21 protein-coding genes and 1 tRNA gene are annotated in these 21,302 nt (G+C 54.2%); 5 read left to right on the top strand and 17 right to left on the bottom strand.

The genetic code is table 11. The features are described from left to right. The 3 genes from PT279_RS08750 to PT279_RS08740 all read left to right on the top strand — a co-directional run. A partial coding sequence (locus PT279_RS08750; RefSeq protein ID WP_277167037.1) for a hypothetical protein occupies positions 1–1,052 on the top strand: 1,052 nt, incomplete at its 5' end. Beyond that, the gene (locus PT279_RS08745) at positions 1,049–1,609 is read left to right on the top strand and encodes a hypothetical protein (RefSeq protein ID WP_277167036.1); all 561 of its coding nucleotides are present in this window, start codon (positions 1,049–1,051) and stop codon (positions 1,607–1,609) included. The genes PT279_RS08750 and PT279_RS08745, both read left to right, overlap by 4 nt. Before the next feature lie 315 nt (positions 1,610–1,924). Further along, positions 1,925–2,515: a hypothetical protein gene (locus PT279_RS08740; protein WP_277167035.1), complete on the top strand. Its 591-nt coding sequence runs from the start codon at positions 1,925–1,927 to the stop codon at positions 2,513–2,515. Between the two features lie 473 nt (positions 2,516–2,988). Here PT279_RS08740 and PT279_RS08735 read toward each other — a convergent pair whose 3' ends face one another. Beyond that, positions 2,989–3,351, bottom strand: a complete 363-nt coding sequence (locus PT279_RS08735; RefSeq protein ID WP_277167033.1) for an SdpI family protein — start codon at positions 3,349–3,351, stop codon at positions 2,989–2,991. A gap of 255 nt (positions 3,352–3,606) precedes the next feature. On the opposite strand from PT279_RS08735, the gene PT279_RS08730 reads away from it, so the two are divergent. Continuing rightward, positions 3,607–3,680: transfer RNA gene (locus PT279_RS08730), tRNA-Pro, on the top strand. Between the two features lie 186 nt (positions 3,681–3,866). Here the strand turns inward: PT279_RS08730 and der are convergent. After that, positions 3,867–6,002, bottom strand: coding sequence for a bifunctional cytidylate kinase/GTPase Der (gene der, locus PT279_RS08725; protein ID WP_277167032.1), 2,136 nt, complete (start codon positions 6,000–6,002; stop codon positions 3,867–3,869). Continuing rightward, entirely contained in the window at positions 5,999–6,775 is a 777-nt protein-coding gene (locus tag PT279_RS08720) for a pseudouridine synthase (protein WP_277167031.1), read from the bottom strand. Before PT279_RS08720 ends, der begins: the two co-directional genes overlap by 4 nt. Before the next feature lie 185 nt (positions 6,776–6,960). On the opposite strand from PT279_RS08720, the gene PT279_RS08715 reads away from it, so the two are divergent. Beyond that, on the top strand, positions 6,961–7,956 hold the full coding sequence (locus tag PT279_RS08715; protein WP_277167030.1) for an aquaporin: 996 nt from the start codon (positions 6,961–6,963) through the stop codon (positions 7,954–7,956). Between the two features lie 11 nt (positions 7,957–7,967). On the opposite strand, the gene PT279_RS08710 is transcribed toward PT279_RS08715, so the two are convergent. From PT279_RS08710 to PT279_RS08645, 14 genes are all read right to left on the bottom strand, one after another. After that, the gene (locus PT279_RS08710) at positions 7,968–8,255 is read right to left on the bottom strand and encodes a DUF3017 domain-containing protein (RefSeq protein ID WP_277167029.1); all 288 of its coding nucleotides are present in this window, start codon (positions 8,253–8,255) and stop codon (positions 7,968–7,970) included. A gap of 108 nt (positions 8,256–8,363) precedes the next feature. Next, the gene (gene purH, locus PT279_RS08705) at positions 8,364–10,034 is read right to left on the bottom strand and encodes a bifunctional phosphoribosylaminoimidazolecarboxamide formyltransferase/IMP cyclohydrolase (protein WP_277167028.1); all 1,671 of its coding nucleotides are present in this window, start codon (positions 10,032–10,034) and stop codon (positions 8,364–8,366) included. A gap of 26 nt (positions 10,035–10,060) precedes the next feature. Continuing rightward, complete coding sequence (locus PT279_RS08700) at positions 10,061–11,353, bottom strand: DUF6350 family protein (protein ID WP_277167026.1); 1,293 nt, start codon at positions 11,351–11,353, stop codon at positions 10,061–10,063. 83 nt (positions 11,354–11,436) lie between these two features. Continuing rightward, positions 11,437–12,372 carry a succinate--CoA ligase subunit alpha gene (sucD, locus tag PT279_RS08695; RefSeq protein ID WP_277167025.1) on the bottom strand — a complete coding sequence of 312 codons (936 nt, stop codon included), beginning with the start codon at positions 12,370–12,372 and terminating at the stop codon, positions 11,437–11,439. Next, the gene (gene sucC, locus PT279_RS08690; RefSeq protein ID WP_277167024.1) at positions 12,369–13,565 is read right to left on the bottom strand and encodes an ADP-forming succinate--CoA ligase subunit beta; all 1,197 of its coding nucleotides are present in this window, start codon (positions 13,563–13,565) and stop codon (positions 12,369–12,371) included. Before sucC ends, sucD begins: the two co-directional genes overlap by 4 nt. Positions 13,566–13,628: 63 nt before the next feature. Further along, positions 13,629–14,210: an adenine phosphoribosyltransferase gene (locus PT279_RS08685; RefSeq protein ID WP_277167023.1), complete on the bottom strand. Its 582-nt coding sequence runs from the start codon at positions 14,208–14,210 to the stop codon at positions 13,629–13,631. 86 nt (positions 14,211–14,296) lie between these two features. Beyond that, a complete protein-coding gene (locus PT279_RS08680; RefSeq protein ID WP_277167022.1) occupies positions 14,297–14,827 on the bottom strand; it encodes a preprotein translocase subunit YajC in 531 nt (176 codons plus the stop codon). 81 nt (positions 14,828–14,908) lie between these two features. Beyond that, a complete protein-coding gene (gene ruvB, locus PT279_RS08675) occupies positions 14,909–15,970 on the bottom strand; it encodes a Holliday junction branch migration DNA helicase RuvB (RefSeq protein ID WP_277167021.1) in 1,062 nt (353 codons plus the stop codon). A 6-nt stretch (positions 15,971–15,976) separates the two neighbouring features. Continuing rightward, on the bottom strand, positions 15,977–16,594 hold the full coding sequence (gene ruvA, locus PT279_RS08670; RefSeq protein WP_277167020.1) for a Holliday junction branch migration protein RuvA: 618 nt from the start codon (positions 16,592–16,594) through the stop codon (positions 15,977–15,979). Between the two features lie 141 nt (positions 16,595–16,735). Continuing rightward, positions 16,736–17,317 carry a crossover junction endodeoxyribonuclease RuvC gene (gene ruvC, locus PT279_RS08665; protein WP_277167019.1) on the bottom strand — a complete coding sequence of 194 codons (582 nt, stop codon included), beginning with the start codon at positions 17,315–17,317 and terminating at the stop codon, positions 16,736–16,738. Between the two features lie 14 nt (positions 17,318–17,331). Next, entirely contained in the window at positions 17,332–18,087 is a 756-nt protein-coding gene (locus PT279_RS08660) for a YebC/PmpR family DNA-binding transcriptional regulator (RefSeq protein WP_277167018.1), read from the bottom strand. 53 nt (positions 18,088–18,140) lie between these two features. Then, positions 18,141–19,331 (bottom strand): glycosyltransferase family 4 protein, encoded by a 1,191-nt coding sequence (locus tag PT279_RS08655; protein ID WP_277167016.1) that lies wholly within the window; start codon positions 19,329–19,331, stop codon positions 18,141–18,143. A 99-nt stretch (positions 19,332–19,430) separates the two neighbouring features. Then, positions 19,431–20,438: a phosphatidylinositol mannoside acyltransferase gene (locus PT279_RS08650; protein WP_277167015.1), complete on the bottom strand. Its 1,008-nt coding sequence runs from the start codon at positions 20,436–20,438 to the stop codon at positions 19,431–19,433. Between the two features lie 187 nt (positions 20,439–20,625). Further along, positions 20,626–21,282 (bottom strand): CDP-alcohol phosphatidyltransferase family protein, encoded by a 657-nt coding sequence (locus PT279_RS08645; RefSeq protein WP_277167014.1) that lies wholly within the window; start codon positions 21,280–21,282, stop codon positions 20,626–20,628. Positions 21,283–21,302: the final 20 nt, after the last annotated feature.

Below are 21,302 nucleotides of genomic sequence, written 5' to 3'. Positions count from 1 at the left end.
TGCGGCAGCAAGGCGAACAACAGGCCGCCCGGCTCGAGGACAAGATACGACGCCTCCACACCCTCGACCAAACCACCAGACATCTCTACCAGGACACCACACCACCAACAGGAAACAACTCCGATACCGTCATGGACGAAGTCGTCAATGGAGACATGGATCAGGAACAACTCACAGCTTTCTTCGAGAAAACCATGCACCTGAGCCATGAGGACGCGGCGGCTCTTGCCGAATTCACCAGCCGCTTCCGCGACTACGCCAAGAAGACGCACCTAACGGACAAGGAGGCCGTGGACAGTTATGCCATCATCTTGGCATCGACCAGCTACGGAGGCGCCATGTGGACGACGGCAGCCGGTACCCTCACGAACAAACAGCTCGTCGCTCTCCTCGGACTCATGGGATACAAGGACGGAAAAGGACCTGGGAGCGCTCAGTATTTCATTAGTCAAATGTTCAATATGCATAAAACCGATGGCAAGAATCGGGACAGCATCGATTTCATCCATGAGATGGCGTCCTTGGCATGTATACTCAACACCGCTCCCGGCGGCTTGATCTATCACTTGTCGGGCACCGACGTGGAGGACCAGCCACAGTTCAGACTCCATGGCCCCCTCTTCGATAAATACCCATGGCTGAACAGCGAGGCTGACGACCGTTCCGACGAGATAGCCACATGGTCGGGAGACATAGCCAGCGGAGCAGGTGGCAGGGCCGACTGGAACGCCGACATGGACGCCGTCAACATCCACCGCGCCATGAAAGCCAACCCCAAGGAAAGCCCACGTAAAGCCGCCGACGACTACTACACGTCCATCGGCAGAGGCGACACCGAACGCAACAGGGCACGACGATTCTGCGCAGGCTACGACCCCACCGGATCGAACGACCCGCAGAAAGGCCTCAAATGGCTCGAGGACAACGCCGCATACCTCTCCACCGCCTCACCCGGAGCGCACCTGTTGAAAGACCGTTTCCAAGCCACCACAGACCAACAGGACAAAGCCCGCGAGGACTTTCTCTCCACTCTGCGCCAGGAGATCAAATGACGGTAACCGGACAATCACAGCACAGGACGCTCAGGAACCGGGCCATCACAGTGACTGCCGTCCTGCTCGCCATCTGCCTGCTGGCCCTGGCCGCCTGGTGGCATCTCGCCCCACTGCCCGTCAAACACCGAGCGCACGCCGACATCATCACCCAAGCCCAGGCGCTCTTCGCCACCGACCCCGACCACGCCCAGCAAGCCATCACACGCAGCGGCAAGACCAACATCACCCTCGACATAGATCGTGACCTATCCGGTCCCGGCTTCGACATTACCGTAAAAAAACAAGGACTCTATTTCAATTTCGAAAAGCCCGACGACAACGATGCATCACTCGACCCCCACGGTAAAACCATCTTGGTATGGATCGGGGAAAAACCGATATCCGACCCCTTCAACCCTGACTCAGTGGTTACGGTTAGCCGCAAGACATCCACACTCGACATCAAAAGCTACCCCGAATCAACCGACAAACTGCATATGAGCCGGCACCGGCTGGAGGCTATCGCCACACAAGCCGTATGGGAAACCATCGACACCGTCGCCGACAACTGGTGATGGACGTATGCGTACCCACACCGGGCGGGTGCGGAGGGGCAGCCAAGGTTCAGGGTTCTGGCCCGTATTCGACTGGTTCCCATGGCTGAACAGCGAGACTGACGACCGTTCCGACGAGATAGCCGCTTGGGCCGACGGCCTGGGACGCCGACATGGACACCATCAACCTGAACCGCTACATCCAGACCCATACCAGACTGTCAGGAAGCCGTCAGAAACTACTATACGGAGCTCTCCAAAGCCGATTTGGAACGCAACCGCATACACCAGTTCTGCCGCAACCGCGACCCTCAAAAACAAAGAAAGTGAACGCCCATGGACGACACCAAGACCAGGCGCATACCGTTCTGGCAGCGCGCCTTCATCGCCACCGTGGCCGTCATCGCCGCGCTGGCGCTCCTGTTCGTCGGGCACATGGTATGGGTGTCACACGACTTCGAAAAGGGCATGGAACCTCCCGAGCATGAGTCCTTCATCTCCACCTACCGGCGGCATGCCGACATCGTCACCCAGACCGACAGCCTGTTCCTCGACCATAGGTGGGACGTGCAGAAGGCCCTGCAAGGCCACGGCCCCGACATCAAAGCCGACACCGTCGCCGGACAGATGAGCAACACGACCGGCATCATCACTACCAAAGCCAGCGGCTATAAGATTTCATTCGCGAGACCGATCAGCTATCCAGACGGGCAACACAACATCAGAGTCAGTATGAACAGGAACGCCGAAACTGCATCCAATATGTCGGTAAATATCAGCGTTTCCGCGCATGGTGCCGCTGTTGACACGAACGAGAAACCCGACGTCGAAAAAAGGCTCGGCCTGACCGAGCAGCAGGCCGAGGATATGGCCACGCAAATGGTCCATCTGGTGCTGGACACCGCCGCCGCAAATTGGCCCCAATAATCTCTCGATCATTGACCAGTTTTGGAGCTTGCGGCGGCTGCCACTGAACCTCCAAAGCAAAGAACATACAACCCAAACTCTGCTATAGCCAAGACTCATCAACTGACACCGAAGTACCAATTCTCAGTAAAGGCCGCACACAAACGGAGGAAGATGTTCAATAGTGTGTATCGTCACCGCCTCACTCGGAGGAGATATACTCCACCACGACGCCAGTGAGAGCCAGCAACAGAAAACGTTCGACGACTTCATCCTCATATTCCCAAAGGACATCAAATGAGCTGGCAAAAAATGAACGGAGCAACATCAGTCTAAAATCATCGGAATTATTTCGACCATTCTGATAATCATTTTATTTATGCTATCTGCCTGGTGGCAATTTCTCGCTCCGCTGCCCATCAAACACCGTGCGCACGCCGACATCGGAAAATCCGGACAATCAAATACAAGCAGGAATAGCCTATCAACAAATCCTATTTCAAATTTCGGGCATCTTTATCAGCACAAAAAGCCACTATTCCACTCAAGGCTATGATTATAACGATTGCGATTATTTCAATAATAGTAGAAAGAGATTTGACCTGCTGGCTCGTCACCAACGCGCTACTGCTTAAAAACAAGGCAATACCAACGACTATAAACAAAAAAGCGGCAACAAGGAAAAACCACGCATATTTCTTGTGTATCTGCTGCCAGATCTCCTCTGAGGCCATTATCGCCCTTGTTCTGATACCGACCTGACTATTCTTTGGCAGTCTTCCCTCTTTAGCTTTGTAATATAAACTCATGAAATAAACAGCAACTGCTATTAATATAATCAAACCGACATATTCCATGTCATTTCCTTAGAAAATATTCTTTTTAACAAGAATACCGCAGCCAGGGTTCTGTTTCATGGCATGAGGTCAGATGGCCTCATGCTCTTGTAAATCTCCAACCTTGAATGGTGAAACCCGTAGTTGATACCGTTTGCAGCCGTCTTGGCATCCACGGTAGTCAAGGTAACAAAGATGCAGATGCGTTTACGCCACGCCGATAATAGTGCCCATGCCTTTTTGTGCTAGAATTCTTTCTCGGTGCTTTGCACTGTTCGGGTCGTAGCGCAGTTTGGTAGCGCACTTGACTGGGGGTCAAGGGGTCGCGGGTTCAAATCCCGCCGACCCGACGAGAAAGGCTCGGAATTCTAAGTTTTAAATACTAGGAATTCCGAGCCTTATTATTTTAAAATACGATTAGCCCTGACACTCATAAAGTCCATTTATCGGTTTGTTCAAGACTTAATTTTAAAAAATAAATGTGGGTCATAAGTTCAAACCAAACTCACGACCCACATTCCTCACCTAAATAATCCTCACTTTTTCTTCGACTTGCGCTCGCGGATGTGCACCGAAATCTGAATCGGGGTACCTTCGAAGCCGAATTCCTCGCGCAGCTGACGTTCGATATAGCGACGATAGCCGTGCTCGAGGAAGCCGGTGGCGAAGATGACAAAGCGAGGTGGACGCGTCGAAGCCTGCGTCGCAAACAGAATGCGAGGCTGCTTTCCGCCACGCAACGGATGCGGATGGGCGGACTGGATACGGCCGAGGAACGAGTTGAGCTTGCCGGTCGGTATGCGCTTGTCCCACGATTCCAGTGCGGTATTCATCGCTGCAAGCAGACGGTTGGTGTGCCAGCCTGTTTTGGCAGAGAGATTGACACGCTGCGCCCAAGTGACCTGGTCGAATTCGGTCTGCCACAGGCGTTCGAGGCGCTGACGGTCGAAATCGTCCATCAAGTCCCACTTGTTGAACACCAGCACTATGGCACGTCCTGCATCCACAGCCTGGCTCATCACCTTGAGATCCTGGTCGGAAATCGGCTGCGAGGCATCAAACAGAACCAGCGCAAGCTCGGAACGCTCGATGGCCGCTTGCGTACGCAACGACGAATAGTATTCGGCGCCGGAAAGCTTGTGCAAACGACGCTTGATACCAGCTGTGTCAATGAAGAGCCAGTCTTCGTCTCCGATGCGAATAATTTCGTCGACCGGATCTCGCGTAGTGCCTGCCAGATCGTTGACTACACTGCGATCCTCGTGTGCCAGCTCGTTGAGCAACGAGGACTTGCCCACGTTCGGCTTGCCGATCAACGCCACGCGACGCAGGTTGGTAGGTGTGAGGAATCCAGAGGTCTTCTTGGCCTTTTTCAAGGTATCCACGGCCACGTCGAGCAAATCGCCCACTCCCCGGCCGTGCATAGCGGAAATACCGTAAGGCTCTCCCAAACCGAGTTTCCAGAAATCGGCGGCCAGGTATTCGTTGGAGCCGTCGTCAATCTTGTTGACGGCCAGGATCACGGGCTTGCCGCTTTCGCGCAGCATTTTGACGATGCGTTCGTCGGTTGACGTAATACCTACCTGGCCATCAACCACCAGAATCACAGCATCTGAAAGACCAACCGCCACCTGAGCTTGTGAAGCAATGGCGGATTCGATGCCTTCGACGTCGGTTTCCCAACCGCCGGTGTCCACAAGCTTGAAGTCCGTTCCGGCCCATTCGGCGTCGTAGCTGACACGATCGCGGGTGACGCCAGGCGTATCTTCCACCACGGCGGCGCGACGACCGAGAATGCGGTTGACCAACGTCGATTTGCCTACGTTCGGCCGTCCGACTACTGCCAGCACACCAACGGCCTTCTGCCTGGCTGCAGTATCCCCGTCTACGGTTTCGCCGGCAAGCAGTGCTTCATCTTCATCGTCGAGGTCATAGCCTTCGAGGTTGGCAGCATACTGCTTGTAAGACTGTTCTTCAACGGCGGCATCAACAAATTCAATGAGCTTGTCCAACGTCTCTTCGAATGTAAGATCTGAATTGTCGACAGTCGTCACGCCGTCAGCGGCCTGTAAAAAGCTGGTGGCTTTGGAATCGGCCTTGTCACGGGCGATGACGTTATCGGCGCCGACACCAGCTCCGGCAGCGGATTGTCCGCTACGACGTGCCTGGCGCACTTCCGGACGCGCGGTCAACAGCACTCGCACTTCGGCATTCGGAGCAACAACGGTCGTGATGTCACGTCCTTCGGCGACGATTCCGGCACCTTTCGAGAATGAATCGGCGGATGCTTCACGGTTGATATACGCCCGCTGTGCGGCAATCAGCAGATGCCGCACCGGCACGATATTCGAGACTTTGGAGACATGGGACGAGACGTTCGAATCACGAATCGCTTCGCTGATGTTTTCGCCGCCCACCAGGACCTTGGGATCGTCAGGGTCGACGCCGATATCGAAGTGGTCTCCGGTGAACAAATCCCCCACCATTTCGGTGATGGCCTGTTCATCCACGGTTTCGGCGTCCAGATCAGCGCCCTGCTTGAGGCACCACCAAGCGGCGGCGCGATACATGGCGCCGGTGTCGAGATAGGCATAACCAAAATATTTGGCCAATGCCTTGGAAGTCGAGGATTTGCCCACGCCTGCGGGCCCATCAATGGCTACTCGGATCATAGACCCACCTCCTTGGCAAGCGAACGGACTTCCGTCTGGGAAAGGACTCGGTACGAGCCCGGCTTCAAATCGCCGAGCTTGATGGGTCCAATCTGCGTACGAACAAGCCTTCGTACCGGGAATCCGACGGCGCCGAAGATACGACGGACGATGCGGTTCTTGCCCGAATGAAGCACGACCTTGACGATGGTCTGGTCGCGCGAGGAATCGATGATAGCGCAATGGTCAAGCCGAATCAGCCCATCATCGAGATTGACGCCTTGGGTCACCAAACGTCGGCAGATATTGCCGCTGATACGCCCGTCAAGCGTAGCGATGTAAGTCTTCTTGACCTCATAGCGCGGGTGCATCACATGCTGGCTGAGTTCGCCGTCATTGGTCATCAGAATGAGACCTTCGGTTTCGTAGTCGAGGCGCCCCATGTGGAAGATGCGCTCGTATTTGTCGCCGACGATGTCCCGGAGCGTATAGCGTCCCTTCGGATCGTCCATCGTCGAAAGCACTTTCTTTGGCTTGTTCAGTGCCAAGGTGATATGCCTGTTGTCAAGCCGGATTCTCGACCCATCAACGCGAATCTCCTGACTGGAAGGGTCGACGCGGGTGCCGAGTTCGGTCACCAGTTCCCCGTCGACCTCGACCCGGCCTTCGGTGATGATTTCCTCACACTTGCGCCTCGAGCCGAAACCGGCCTGCGCCAATAGTTTTTGAAGGCGAATCCCCTCATCGTAATGATCTTGATGCGCCTTTTCGGCGTGTGAATATGCGTGTGGCATCGTTCTCCCAACGTGGCCTTGCGAAACTGTTTGATTCAACGTTTCGTCGCGTACTGTATCAGTTGCCCCTCCGTGTGATAGCACATGCTGAAAAGACAAACCAAAACAATTATACAGTACTTACTGCCCCCTTGCTATCATATTATGCTGTATGGCTTCAATCTGTTAATAAGAAGGAATAATTAATGACGGAACAAAAAGCACAACACACGAACAGCAAAGCTGCAGGTGTTATTTCAATTTCTGGTATTTTGAGCGAACTCGTTGGCAGCTTCCTTATTTTCGTAGCTATCTATATCGTTTCTGCAATGAGCCCATCGCTCTATGGTCCCAGTGCGATTCTGATCGCCGCAGCCACCGGCCTCGCTTATGCTGCTATGACCTTCATCTTCGGTAGGTTCTCAGGTGGCCAATTCAATCCTGCAGTCACCTTGGCTTCGATGCTGGTCAGCAGAACCGGCATCATTAACGGAGTCTTCTATATCATCGCCCAGTTTGTCGGCGCCATCGCTGCCGGCGGCGTAGTCAAGCTGGTGTTGCCGACGTCCAAGGCCGCTCCTGCCAAGATGTGGTTCGCCAATGCCGTCAACGGTTATGATCAGGGATCCATCTCCGCGGCCCAGCTTCAGCAGGCGGGCGTGAGTTTCGGCATTCTCTTTGCTGTCATCGTGGAAGTCGTCGCCACAATCGTCATTGTAGCGGCTTCGTTGCAAGCCAGCGATAATGATGGCAAGCCTACTAAAAACGCTGCGGCTATCATGGGCATCGCCTACGCGTTCGGTGTCACGTTTACCTATCCGATTACCGGCTCCTCGCTGAACCCTGCACGTGCTCTGGGCATCGCCCTCTTCGCCAATAAAGTCGGGCTTACGGTAGACCCGCTGAAGCAGTATTTGGTGTTCTTGATTTGCCCGATTCTCGCAGCCGCCGTCGTCGCCATCGTCGTGATCATCGCCCAACTGATTTCCGGCAGGAACAAGGGAGATGCTCAGACATCGGACATCACAGCCGATTGGGAGAAGGATGAGGACGAGAATGATTCTTCTGAGAACTCCGATGATTTCCAGATGCCGTCTCTCAGTGATTCGGGCCAGGCCTCGAATTCTGCGGATGTAGACGAAGCCAATGATGCTACTATCGAAAGCCTTGATATCAAGGAAACCAAGACAGATAAGGAATGAGCGAACGTTGTTTACATCAGCAGTTGAATGCTGAAGTAAACAACCAGCAATCCGATTCCCAAGGCGATGCCGATAAAGGCGTCGAAACCGACTGAACGGATTTTCCAAGGGCTTCGATCCTTCAAGATTAATCTGATAAGTCCTGTAATGATGGCCGTCGCGGCGAATATTGCTGTGGCGGCCATCGTGTATCCGAAGCCAGCCAATACAGCCGAGACGATGACCAGTACAAGCACTCCCCATTCGAACAGCGGTTTGCCTTCGTTTTTTTCGGAGACATAGGGATGTTTGTGGGCCATCGTCATTCCTTTGCATTTAAAAATACCGGTACGTGAGCTAGTTTAGCCGTGTATCGGTATTTAGTTTATCTGGCTAAGGTTAAGCCGAGTGACAATCGCGTTTTCAACTCAGTGGAAGAAGTGACGAGTGCCTGTCAGATACATAGTGATGCCGCGCTTCTGCGCTGCCTCGATCACTTCCTTGTCGCGAATCGAGCCTCCGGGTTGGACGATGGCCTTTACTCCGGCGTCGATCAATGCCTCTGCCCCATCGGCAAACGGGAAGAACGCGTCGGAGGCGGCCACCGAACCTCGCGCACGGCTTGCGCCGTCGGCCAGGGTGTTGGCTCGTTCAACGGCAAGATGGCAGGAATCGACACGGTTGACCTGACCCATGCCAATACCTACCGTCGCTTGGTCTTTCGCCAAAAGGATGGCATTGGATTTCACGCAGCGAATCGCACGCCACGCGAACTGGAGATCGTCGAGTGTCTGCGTATCAGCGGCCTGTCCCGAAACCAGTTTCCAATGATCGGGGTTGTCTCCGGGGGCATCGATCCTGTCGATGGACTGCACCAGGATACCGCCGTCTATCTGGCGGAATTGAATATCGGTGTGAGGGCGTTGCGCCACCTTGAGGATGCGCAGGTTCTTCTTATGCGCCTTCAGCAGTTTCAGAGCTTCCGGCTCATAGTCGGGAGCCACGATGACTTCAGTGAAAATCGGACGGACGTTCTGAGCCATCTCAAAAGTGACCATCGAATTTGCTGCAATCACACCGCCATAGGCGCTCATGGGGTCGCAGGCATGGGCCTTGAGATGGGCTTCAGCAACGGTGTTCCCAATGGCCAGTCCGCAGGGATTGTTGTGTTTGCAGACGGCAACGGCAATCTGAGGCGCGAAATCCCAAACCGCACGCCAAGCGGCGTCGGCGTCGACATAATTGTTGTAGCTCATGGGTTTGCCACCCAGCTGCTCGGCATGCGCAAATCCGGTCTGATCAAGCGCATCGACATAAAGGCTGGCTTGCTGATGAGGATTTTCACCGTAGCGCAGTCCGTGTGCATAGTTCCATGTGCGGGTGATGCAGGAAGGGAACATCGCGGTCTCGAAACCTTCTTGAGGCCGTTCAAGTGCCTTCCGCGCCTTATCACCTTCCTGTACGCAAGTCTTTGAAACGGCGTCAATGCTCTCAGGCTCCGGCCAGTGGCCGGCGGTCCACTCGCTGATGGTTGCGTCATAAGCAGCTGTGGTCGCAAAAGCCTTGGCAGCCAACCAACGGCGTTCTTCCGCCGAGAATCCTGCGCCATCGGCCACGCGCTGTGCAGCCAAGGCGTAATCGGCGGGGTCGGTGATGACGGCCACGCTGGCACTGTTTTTCGCCGCGCCTCGTATCATGGAAGGCCCGCCGATATCGATTTTCTCGATGATGTCGGCAACGCTTGCCCCAGAACGTACCGTATCAGCAAAAGGATAAAGGTTGACGATGACCATATCAAAAGGCTTGATATCAAGCGATTTCAGCTCTTCGACCTGCTCTGGATTGGTCATATCGGCCAGAATGCCCGCATGAATGTGAGGGTCGAGCGTTTTGACCCGGCCGCCCAGACTTTCGGGGAAACCGGTGACTGTTTGCACTTCGATGACATCGACGCCGAGTTCGGCAAGCCGTTTGGCCGTGGAACCGGTGGAGACAACTTCGGTGCCGGCCTTGACGAACGCGTTGGCAAGCCCTTCGATACCAGCTTTGTCATATACCGATACCAGGGCGCGCCGAATTCTACGATTGGTTTCTGTCATCTGTTTCTCCCTTTGTTGTGGCGGTATTATGAAGTTTGCGTCTCATCTTCCGGTGTTGAACCCATAATCGATGATTGGACCGAAGAAAATGGGGCGTCAGAATGGGAACTTTCGCCTTCGATGTCATCGGCACCAGCGTTGATATCGGTTCCGTTGTCGCTGATTTTTCCCTGGGCTCGCAGATAGCCGAAGAACAATCGCATCGCGAAAACCATCGCGACTATCACGACGGAAAGAAGCCATGCGACGGAAAAACCTAGGGCGCTAGGCAAACATACCACACGCGAGGAGGCGACCGAATCCACTCCGACGTGGGCCAGGCGATGCTGCCCCAATGCACCCGAAGAAAGTCCGAAGAGAATGTTCACCAGCAAGGCCATCAACGCGCTGGTCAGGAAGAAGGAAAGGACCGGATAGATAAACTGGCCGATGATTTTGCCCATTCTGACCGGTTGTTCCGGTTTGCCGGCACCGATAGCGAAGCAACGCGGCAGGAAGAGTTCGATGATGCTGATTGCGAAGCCGCAGACGAAGGGGATCGAAATGAAGCAGATCCGAAGGATATCGTTGGAAACCGCCTGTGGGAATATGGCGAAAACCGGCACTGCTGGAAGGCCCGCTGCATGATCATTCCATAAGGTAAACGACGCGAGGTCGCCGACACTGAATCCCGAGCCGAACAACCATGAAATTGCCCAGAGGCAAAGGTTCGGCAGCCATGCCAAGGTGCAGATCGTGATCACGATCCGTGAACCGGTCTGCATGTTGGTGATGTCGAAGACACGCATCATCGCGCTTTGGTTGGTGATGACCCAAACGATTACGGTGATGAGACCGATAGCCAAATAGCCCAGTAATAGCGCAAGTGTATTGACGAATCCGAGTTTCAAAGTCACGGCCAGCCGCTGCGAAATATTGGTACGGATGAACTTAACACAACGCTTCATCAATGAGGATTGCGGCAAAGACCCGCATAGAAAGCCCACGGTAAAGACCATTGCGGTCTTGCCGATAACCAGCCAGACAGGATCTTGAAGGATTACGGCGACGTTCTGGGTGAACGCCCACATAATGGTGACCCATAGCAAAAGGCCGGTCACATACGCTTTGGGACTGCCGGAAAACACTTTGGTCAGCCATGCTATCAACCAGATCAGCAGAACCGTCAGAAGCAACGGAACGATGCTCAGAGTGATGGCACCAGCGCGGAAACTCGCCCCCTGGCTTAAGAGTACAATCGCCAAGGTCAATGGCACCGACTGATTGGAAAGAGTTCCACCGCCTTCTTCCATAGAGACAATCAGTAAGGTCAAAGCCATGAAAAACCCAAGACACACCGTGAAAATCACGGATCCGCCGAGGGCTATCAGAATCCCTTTAAGCCATGGCCTCTGGTTTTTGCTCATGCCGTACGAATACCGCCGTTCACTATCTTGGCAATCAGCTGTGCCGCCTGTCCAGGAGTCTTGCCCACTGGAATGCCTGCGGCCTCGAGCGCTTCCTTTTTATCTTGTGCAGTACCCTTGCCTCCGGAGACGATGGCGCCGGCGTGGCCCATCTGTTTACCTTCAGGAGCCGTGAACCCAGCAATGTAGGCGACAACAGGTTTTGTCATATGATTCTTGGCCCAAGCCGCTGCGTCTTGTTCGGCGTTGCCACCGATTTCGCCGATCATGATTACGGCCTTGGTGTTTTCATCTGCTTCGAATTGCTGCAAGGCTTCGACCAGCGTCGTCCCCACTATCGGGTCGCCGCCGACACCGACACAAGCGGTAAAGCCGATATCGGAAAGCTCTCCCATCAGCTGATAGGTGAGCGTACCGGATTTGGAAACCAAGCCAAGTGGGCCCGAAGAGACAATGCCGTCAGGGATGATGCCGAGATTCATGCCTCTATCGGCAGGATCGTCGGTCTTGGGAAGTTTCAGAAGACCAGGGCAATTGGGACCGATGATTCTGATGCCTTTGCGCAACGCCAGCTCGACGCAATAGGCGGTGTCTGCCACGGGAATGCCTTCAGTAATGACGACAATCAGGCCGATGCCGGCTTCGATGGCTTCCAGCATCGCGTCCTTGGCAAAACGTGGAGGGACGAAAATCACGCTTGCCTTGGCACCAGTAGCCTTTTTGGCCTCGTTGCAAGTAGCATATACAGGGACATCCACGTCACTGTCAGACATATTGACATGGAAGGTCACGTTCTGGCCGGCTTTTCGCGGATTGACTCCTCCGACGATGTTGGTACCTGCATTGAGCATACGAGCGGTATGGGTCATGCCCTGATGGCCGGTCATGCCTTGGATGATGACTGGGGCATCGTCTTCAATAAACAGTGTCATTTCGTGGCCTCCTTGGCATGCATGGCAAGCTTTGCAGCTTCTTGTGCCGCCCCTTCCATGGTGCCACTGACATGGATGTTGGGATTGTGTGCTTCCTGGAGTATCTCGAGACCCTGCTGCGCCGCATTTCCGTCAAACCGGACAACAATCGGCCTGGAGGCATTCAGCTTCTCAAGAGCTTCAAGGATTCCGTGTGCTACCTCATCACATGCGGTGATGCCACCATAAACATTGACGAACACCGATTCGACCTGCGGGTCGGAAAGAACGATGGAAAGGCTATTGCACATCACTTCGGCAGATGCCCCTCCTCCGATGTCGAGGAAGTTGGCCGGTTTGGCTCCGGTTCCCTGTACTTCCCCTGCACCGGAAACCGCATCCAACGAACTCATCACGAGCCCTGCACCGTTACCGATGACACCGACCTCGCCTTTCAAATGTACGTAATGCAATCCATGCTCTTTGGCACGTTCCTCGAACATATCGGTATGCGTGGTATCGGCGAAACGCTTCCAACCATCATGTCGGAAAGCGGCATTATCGTCCAACGAGATTTTTGCATCGAGTGCACAAAGCCTCTTTGAGGATTCATCATCAGGGTCGCCGATTTTTGCCAGCGGATTGATTTCCACCAATGTGGCATCGTTGTCTTTGAAACATTTCCACATCTTCAAGAGCACTTCAGCGGCCTGATCGACATCCGCATGGTAGAAACCGATGGATTCCGCCATTTTACGGGCTGCTTTCATATCAAAGTTCTCAAGGGCACTGATATGCAGACGCTTTACGGATTCCGGGTGCTCACGGGCGATTTCCTCGACTTCGGTACCGCCGTTGGCTGTCGCCAATACATCGAAATCACGGGATGATCGATCAAGCGAAATCGAAACGTAATACTCATGCAGTACATTCTTGGCCTCGGCAACCAGAACGCCGTTGACCTTGTGGCCTCGAATCGTCATCGGCAGAATCTGCTCTGAAGAAAGAATAGCATCGTCTTGAGTTTTTGCAAGCTTTACTCCGCCCGCCTGGCCACGATGACCGGTGCGAACCTGGGCTTTGACAACACACGGATAGCCGATTTCGTCAGCCGCAACAGCAACTTCATGGGAATTCTGGGCGAAGACGCCTTTTGGCGTATCGATTCCCTGCTCCTCGAGCAGCTGCCGTGCCTGATATTCATAAAGATCCATTAAGTTCCCTCTTACTGATAGACGCTCATCCAATCTGTGCTATTGGAGTAAAGACAACCTACATCACGCAGGCATGGTGACCAACGAGCTTATGGGCATATCGCCCAGATCGCTTCGTCCCGTAAGTCCAATGAGCTCCATGACAAAACTGAAACCGACGACCTCACCACCTGCCTTGTTGATAAGGTCTGCAGCAGCCTTGGCCGTGCCTCCCGTTGCAATCAGATCGTCTACAATCAGCACCCTGTCGCCCGGTTTAACCGCATCTTTTTCTATTTCAACTTTGGCTTCTCCGTATTCAAGCGAGTAGCTTTCACCGATGGTCTCGGGAGGCAGTTTTCCTGCCTTGCGTACCGCCAGGAAACGCTTGCCGAGTTGGGCTGCCAGCGGAGGGCCGATGAGGAATCCGCGCGCCTCTAGACCTGCGACATAATCGAATGAATCCGCGGGAACCGGCAAAGCCAATTCAAGAGCCTTCATCATGATGGAGAACCCACGGGCATCTGCAAGCACCGGAACGAAATCACGGAACAGCACACCCTCTTTCGGGAAACCGGGAATGGTGCGGATGAGCGAAGCCACATATTGCGCATCCTCTGCACCGACTTTGCCGAGCTCTGTGATGGTGATATCCGATTGTGTCATGAGCAAGCCTTACTGCCTATTGGCCATTGATTACTAAATCTTGGGACGATATCTGGAATATAGCCCCAACAACTATAAAAGACGGATCACTTGTTTTTTGAACTATCTTCCTCTGCCTTGCTACCCTCTGCAGAAGTGTCATCCATGGAAGCGTCGTCATCCGACTGTTGTTCTTTTTGATCGACTGCGCCCTCATCGTCAAAAGGCTTTTGAGCCTGATCATTGCTATTCAACGTCTGGTCTGTCGTGCTGTTGGCGGGATCTTCCGATCCGGTTGAGGAGCCCTCATCTTCATTGACGATCGGGTTGCCGTCTTCGTCCACCTCATCATCATCGATGAAGGCCGGACGCTCGTACTTCTTGCTGATCGCACGGAAGGTGAAACGAAGCTGCGATCCCTCGGAATCGATGACGATCTCTTCGTACTTGGTATCGACGGAAACAACCTTGCCGATGACCCCGCCAATGGTCTGCACCAACTCACCAGGCTGCAAAGAGGCTCGAAAATCCTGAATCTTTTGCTGTTGTTGTTTGGATTTGCGGGATTGCCACCACATCAAGGCAACCATTGCCACGATAAGAATGATAATAAAGAGCGAATTGCTGCCACCAGGCACTTGGGACTCCCATCGAACGATTTTTTTAAGACGAAGGCCGTCTAAACAGCCAACTCCCTGATATATCCAACCTATCGGATTTTAGAATAACTTGTTGACATCATCTTTAGGAACAAGCCCCAGATGCTGCCATGCTTTTTCGGTCGCCACACGGCCTTTCGGGGTGCGTACGAGAAACCCTTCACGTACCAGGTAAGGCTCACAGACGGTTTCCACCGTTTCAGATTCCTCGCCGACCATCGCGGAAAGATTGTTGAGACCGACGGGTCCGCCATCGAAATTCTTGACAATGGCATTAAGAACAGCAAGATCTAGCCTATCAAGGCCTTCCGAATCGATCTGATAAAGCTCGAGTGCCGCCTGAACGTCATCCGGACCGATCTCATCGAGATCGTGCACAATGGCCCAGTCCCGTACACGGCGCAACAGCCGGTTGGCAATACGCGGTGTACCTCGGCTGCGCAGGGAAAGTTGCCTGGCACTGCCAGATGCCAGATTGATGCCGAGTACGCCGGCACTTCGTTCAATCAGCCGTTCAAGCTCCTCATGCGGGTAGAAGTCCAGATGGGCGGTGAATCCAAAACGGGCACGCAACGGCGAGGGCAGCATACCTTCGCGTGTGGTGGCACCGATGACAGTGAATCGAGGCAAGGTCAGCGGAATGGATGAGGCTCCAGGCCCCTTGCCCACCATCACATCGACACGAAAATCCTCCATGGCAATGTACAACAGCTCTTCGGCAGGACGAGGCAGCCGATGAATCTCATCGATGAAAAGTACTTCGCCCTCATCCAAAGAACTCAGAATCGAAGCCAAGTCGCCCGCGTGTTGGATGGCCGGTCCTGATGTCACACGAATCGGCACTTGCAGTTCGTTGGCGACGATCATGGCCAGCGTGGTCTTGCCAAGTCCCGGAGGGCCCGCAAGCAGGATATGGTCCGGAGGGACGTCACGCTTCCTTGCGGCGTCCAGAAACAGCTGCAATTGCGCCTTCAACAGAGGCTGGCCGATGAAGCCTTCCAGTGCTCGTGGGCGGAGCTCTTCATCGCTTACCGGTTCGTTGCCGATCGGCTCGGAGGAGATCATACGCAACGATTGTTCGTCGGCTCCCCTGTTGGATTGTGGTCCGTTGGTCTCTACCATGATGATTTAGCGCCCCCGATCCAAAGATGTCAATGCGAGTTTCAGGACTTTGGAAATGTCTGCATTATCCAATGGTGTCTTGATCTCCTTGTCCTTGCAGACCTTGATCACGGCATGGGCCGCGTCGCTTTCCCTCCATCCCAGAGAAACCAGTCCTTCGATGACCTCAGTGGTGCCGGTGTCGTATTCAGGTTCGGCTGAAGCACGGCCGTTTTCGATCTCATCCAAGTTGATGGACCCACGCAATTCGAGAATGATCTTCTGCGCGCCTTTTTTGCCGAGGCCTGGCGCTTTGGCCAAAGCTGCGGCATCACCGTCCATGACGGTTTTTGCGAGTTTGTCGGGAGGAAGAGTGGAAAGCAACGACAATGCCACCCGTGGGCCGATACCACTGACTTTCTGCAGCTGTAAAAACATGCGTTTTGAAGATTGCGAAAGGAATCCATAAAGAGCAATGGCATCCTGCGAAACATTGAGCGATGTGAAAACCTTGGCTTCCTGCCCGGAATGCAGAGCTGAAAGCTCGGCAGCCGGCATACGCACCTCGAAACCTATGCCGTTGACATCGATGAGAGCGGAGTCGTTGCCGACATTTTCCACTCTGCCGTTGAGCATTCCTATCATGTCCCACTCCCGCCGCAAAGATGAGTTAATCCAACTCGACCAAGCTTGTATCGATTGATAATCCGAAATCGGAGCGAATCTAGCCTTCACTTGAAAACTGAAAGCCGCACCTTTGAAGAATTCGAACATCTGTTCGATAGCTTACATGCCCCTATCGACGCTGTGTCGTTTCTTGGCATGCTGCTGGGCCTGTGTCCATTGACGCTGTGCCAAGGTGAGATGTTGCTCGCGCTCCCCGCCTTGAAGGGCTCCGGAGGGCCGCAGCGCATGGCATATCGCCTGTGCAAGAGCATCAGCAGCGTCGGCCGGTTCCGGAATCTTGTTGAGGTTCAGGATGCGCGCGACCATGCGTTCCACCTGGATCTTTTCGGCGCGTCCATTGCCAGTCACGGCCATTTTGGCTTCGGTCGGTGTATGCAAAGCCACGGGAATGCCGCGTTGCGCCGCGGCAAGCATCGCTAGACCGGCAGCCTGCGCGGTGCCCAAAACCGTATTGCGGTTTTCCTGTGCAAACACCCGTTCGATGGAGACGGTGTCAGGCGAAAATCGGTCAATCTTGGCCACAAGCCCGTTGTAGATGGCCAGGAGGCGCAGATCTTGCGAAATATGCGGGTCGCTGCGCACGACATCAACGTGAACAAAAGAAAGCCGGCGCGATGCGTCGGCTTCAATAACACCGACCCCGCAGCGTGTAAGTCCGGGGTCGACGCCAAGGATAATCACGGTAAGATTACTCCCTATTCCTCGTCCAGCTGGGCCATCACTTCATCGGTTGCGGTCCAGTTGCTGTAGATGTTCTGCACATCATCGAGGTCATCGAGATTGTCGATGAGCTTGGAGACCTTCTGGGCATCTTCAAGGTTCAGGTCGACCTCGGTCTTGGGAATCATGACCAGATCGGCGGAATCGTAGTCGATGCTGGCCTTCTGCAGGGCCTCGCGCACGGCGACCATGTCCTCGGGAGCGGTGATGACGACATAGACCTCGTCCTCATCCCTGACGTCCTCGGCACCGGCTTCGGCGGCGAGCTCGAAAAGCTTGTCGTAATCAAGTCCGTCGGAAGGAACCACGATCTGGCCCTTGCGCTCGAAGTTGAAGCTTACAGAACCAGAGGTTGCCAAGGAACCGTTACCTTTGGTCAGCGTGGAGCGCACTTCGGCGGCGGCACGGTTGCGGTTGTCGGTGAGGCACTCGATGATGAGGCCGACGCCTGCAGGCGCATAGCCCTCATAGTTGATGCTTTCGTAATTGGCGGCACCGGCTTCGGCACCGGATCCGCGCTTGATGGCGCGCTTGATGTTGTCGGCAGGCATCGAGGACTTCTTGGCCTTGACAATCGCGTCATACAGCGTCGGATTGCCGTCGGGATCACCACCGCCCAGACGTGCTGCGATTTCGATGTTCTTGATGAGTTTGGCGAACAGCTTGCCGCGCTTCGAATCGATGGCGGCCTTCTTGTTTTTAGTGGTCGCCCACTTGGAATGCCCTGACATATTGCTCCTAGCAGGTATACGAATACGTTAAACGTAACAATTTTAAAGCGGTTTCACGACAATACTCGGGCGTAGACCTCCAAAACCCGGTCAGCCACCACGGGCCAATCGTATCGTTTGGACCGTTCGAAGCCCGCCTGCCGCAAACGCTCATGGCGATCCGGATTGTCCAAAAGCGAAATAACCTGACGGGCGCAGTCATCTCCATCACCATTGTCAAACAATGCCGCATCGTCACCGTCCTGTGCCACAGCGGCGAATGCGTCAAGGTTGCTTGAGACCACAGCGCAGGAAGCGGCCATGGCTTCCACCAGAACGATGCCGAAACTCTCACCGCCTGTTTGCGGGGCCACATAGACGTCGAGTGATTTGTAGAACCGGGCCTTGTCCTTGTCGCTTATCCTCCCGAGGAATTCGAAGCGTTTGGCCAACGTCCCGGTGGAATCGACCTTGGTGAGAATCTTCAAGGCATCCTGCTCCCCGGTTCCAGCACACAGAAACCTTGCGGAAGGATAGTGTTTGATAATGTCGTTTGCCGCCCGAGCAAAAACGCTGAATCCCTTGCGGGCTTCTCCCATACGTCCCAAAAATCCGATGGTCGGCCGTTCCTGTGTGCCCTGCCAAGTTGCCTTCGGCTGTGCGTTGGCGAAAAACCTACAGTTGATTCCGTTGGGGATGACGTCGTATTCGATATCGCGCGGACCATAATGATCGACAACTTTTTTGGCGGCATCGGAGACGCAAATGCCGGCGGAAAGCGGCGAAAGATACTGTCGCAAGTAACCTTGGAAAACGCGTAATGCCAGAGGATAGGGGTCGAAAGCCGCGTGGAACGTACCCACAAACGGCGGGTGGTGAATCATCGTCAACGGTTTGTGGCTCAGCGACGGAGTCTCCGGCTCATGCAAATGAACGATATCGAAATGACCTTGCTTGACCCAACGGCGTGTACGTGGCCCTACAAAACCGAAATAACTCAGTCGGGCGACGGAACCGTTGTAGGGAATGGAAAAAGACGAATCATTGGTCGTTACCCAAAGCGGCATGTCCCGCGTCCGGCGGCCCGGAGCCAGCACTTCGACACGATGGCCGCGTTTCATGAGCTCCTCGGCGAAATCTCGGATATGGAACTGCACGCCGCCCGGTGTCTCGAACGAATACGGTGAGACGATGCCGACATTCAGTTTCCTGCCATGAAGCGGGTCCGGACGCTCGTTGGTTCCATCGTTATCTGCATAGGACATGATTCTTCATTCTGCCATAGATTCGGTATTTCGTGTTTGTTTCTGCCTCGATCGCAATAGAGACAAAAATCACATGGCTGTGTTTGTCGGTTGTTATCGTCATATTGTTTTATCGGTTTTGCCAATTTGCTTGAGCTCTGCCATGACTTCGTCGGGAACGTCCTTAAGGCGTGACATATCCAAATCCTCGATGAAAATTGGCTGCAGCATGTGCCAGTCCTCAGGATGAGCCAAGATATCGCGGCTCCACACATCCACCCAGGCCTGACTGATGGCGTGTATGGCCTCTTCCCGCGGTAAGTGGCGCAAGTGATCAATATCGACAGGTGCGCTGATGTCGATGACGTAACCATAACGAATGCCCGCTTTGCGTCGGGCTTCACCGTGAAGTCTCTCACGGAACATATTGACCACGAACAGCGGTTTTCCGGTATCCAGTGCGAGCGTCGCCGGGCCGCGCGCCACGCGAATTGTGGAGCCGAAGGCATGTACGAATTCTCCGTGACGGCTCAGGTCTCTGTCGGCAAGCAGAGGCACCAAGACATGCGGCTTGGCCAGCGCGTCTTCGAGTTTTTCGATAAGGTGAGGCTGACCGGTGAGCAATACGGTGATATCCATGCGCTTTCGGATTTCGATGAAGGTATTGAGCAGTTTTTGGTTTTTCAGCCGTTCCGCGGTCACCGTTACCGGAGCTAGAAAGTTGGCGGCGAGGAAGCCTTCATAGTCCCAGTTGCCCTGATGGCTGATGGCCATAGGCGCACTGCCGGGATTATCATGCACAAGTTCCTTGCATAAAGCCAGTCCCGGCCCGATAATCCTACCTCGTGCAAGAAGCTGTTCGTCAGACTTACCGCCAACGGTCATCGCTTCCGCAAAATAGGTGAAATAGGAACGCATGCCGCGAAGGCTGGCCTTGCGGACCACTTTCCCGCTCACCGTACCGTCTCCGGATTCAAGGACATGGCGGAGATTTCGTTCAAGTTGCTTGACTCCCCCGATATGGAAGAGCCAGCAAACGTTTGCAGCAAATAAAAACAGGCCACGCAACAACGGCTCTGGGATAATCCTCGGATGTTTGGCTAAGAATACCAGGAAATTATCGAACATATTGGTAATCGGTCTTTCAAACATTCAATCGGGAGGTTAGGAGAATTCCTCGTGGACTTCATAGTATTATATCATAAAGTATTACATAAAATATTCAGTGCTATCAGAAAATGAGAAATCACCCACCATACAAAAAGCCCGTCTTGCATATCAAAAAGACAATGCAAGCCAGGCCTTTGCACCACTATCAAATCGCCCCGTCGGCCTTCATCTGCCGGCGTACTTCGAGAATACGCTGGAACACAGTGATCGTCCCCAGCACGGCGAGAATGACGATAAAAGCCACGAGCCATCGCGGGTCGCTGAAGATGCCGCTCAGAAGCATGCCGACGAGGATGATGACCAGACGGTCGCTTCTGGTGGCGATGCCGTTTTTGGCCTCATACCCTACCGATTCGGCACGAGCACGGGCATAGGAAGTCACGAATGAAGTCATCATTGCGTACATCGATGCACCGACGCCTACCCAACCGATCACATCGTCCATGTCGACGGTGCCGGAGGCTATTGACATACCACCATGCAGCAGGAAATACAACACTACCGCGAACAGCACGGCCCAGTCAGCGATGCGGTCGAGCGTCGAGTCAAGAAAGGCTCCGAATTTGGTGCCGCCCGTGGTCAACGCCGCGACCGAACCATCAAGCGAATCAAACGCCGCAAGAATGGCCATAAGTATGGAACCCGGAACAAGCCAGCCGGTGATTCCCGTGGCGATAGCCACGAGAATCGTGCCGACAGCCCCTACTATGGTCACTGCGTTCGCCGTGAAACCCATCGCCACCAACAGTTTGGCTATCGGGGCGATAAGACGTTTGAACGGTGGTCGTAGTTTCTCAAGCATGCTTTACGCTTTTCCTCGCA

The sequence above is a fragment of the Bifidobacterium sp. ESL0784 genome (assembly GCF_029433295.1).
Taxonomy (GTDB): domain Bacteria; phylum Actinomycetota; class Actinomycetes; order Actinomycetales; family Bifidobacteriaceae; genus Bifidobacterium.
Note: the sequence above shows the minus strand (reverse complement) of the source record. Positions and strands in the feature narration are given on the sequence as shown.

Coding starts and splice junctions, on each gene's coding strand:
- PT279_RS08710 (WP_277167029.1), bottom strand. CDS start 8,255: ATGGCCCACAAACATCCCTATGTCTCCGAAAAAAACGAAGGCAAACCG.
- purH (WP_277167028.1), bottom strand. CDS start 10,034: ATGACAGAAACCAATCGTAGAATTCGGCGCGCCCTGGTATCGGTATAT.
- PT279_RS08685 (WP_277167023.1), bottom strand. CDS start 14,210: ATGACACAATCGGATATCACCATCACAGAGCTCGGCAAAGTCGGTGCA.
- sucC (WP_277167024.1), bottom strand. CDS start 13,565: ATGGATCTTTATGAATATCAGGCACGGCAGCTGCTCGAGGAGCAGGGA.
- PT279_RS08740 (WP_277167035.1), top strand. CDS start 1,925: ATGGACGACACCAAGACCAGGCGCATACCGTTCTGGCAGCGCGCCTTC.
- ruvA (WP_277167020.1), bottom strand. CDS start 16,594: ATGATAGGAATGCTCAACGGCAGAGTGGAAAATGTCGGCAACGACTCC.
- PT279_RS08745 (WP_277167036.1), top strand. CDS start 1,049: ATGACGGTAACCGGACAATCACAGCACAGGACGCTCAGGAACCGGGCC.
- PT279_RS08700 (WP_277167026.1), bottom strand. CDS start 11,353: ATGGCTTTGACCTTACTGATTGTCTCTATGGAAGAAGGCGGTGGAACT.
- PT279_RS08715 (WP_277167030.1), top strand. CDS start 6,961: ATGACGGAACAAAAAGCACAACACACGAACAGCAAAGCTGCAGGTGTT.
- PT279_RS08735 (WP_277167033.1), bottom strand. CDS start 3,351: ATGGAATATGTCGGTTTGATTATATTAATAGCAGTTGCTGTTTATTTC.
- PT279_RS08650 (WP_277167015.1), bottom strand. CDS start 20,438: ATGTTCGATAATTTCCTGGTATTCTTAGCCAAACATCCGAGGATTATC.
- PT279_RS08655 (WP_277167016.1), bottom strand. CDS start 19,331: ATGTCCTATGCAGATAACGATGGAACCAACGAGCGTCCGGACCCGCTT.
- ruvB (WP_277167021.1), bottom strand. CDS start 15,970: ATGGTAGAGACCAACGGACCACAATCCAACAGGGGAGCCGACGAACAA.
- PT279_RS08720 (WP_277167031.1), bottom strand. CDS start 6,775: ATGCCACACGCATATTCACACGCCGAAAAGGCGCATCAAGATCATTAC.
- sucD (WP_277167025.1), bottom strand. CDS start 12,372: ATGACACTGTTTATTGAAGACGATGCCCCAGTCATCATCCAAGGCATG.
- PT279_RS08660 (WP_277167018.1), bottom strand. CDS start 18,087: ATGTCAGGGCATTCCAAGTGGGCGACCACTAAAAACAAGAAGGCCGCC.
- PT279_RS08645 (WP_277167014.1), bottom strand. CDS start 21,282: ATGCTTGAGAAACTACGACCACCGTTCAAACGTCTTATCGCCCCGATA.
- der (WP_277167032.1), bottom strand. CDS start 6,002: ATGATCCGAGTAGCCATTGATGGGCCCGCAGGCGTGGGCAAATCCTCG.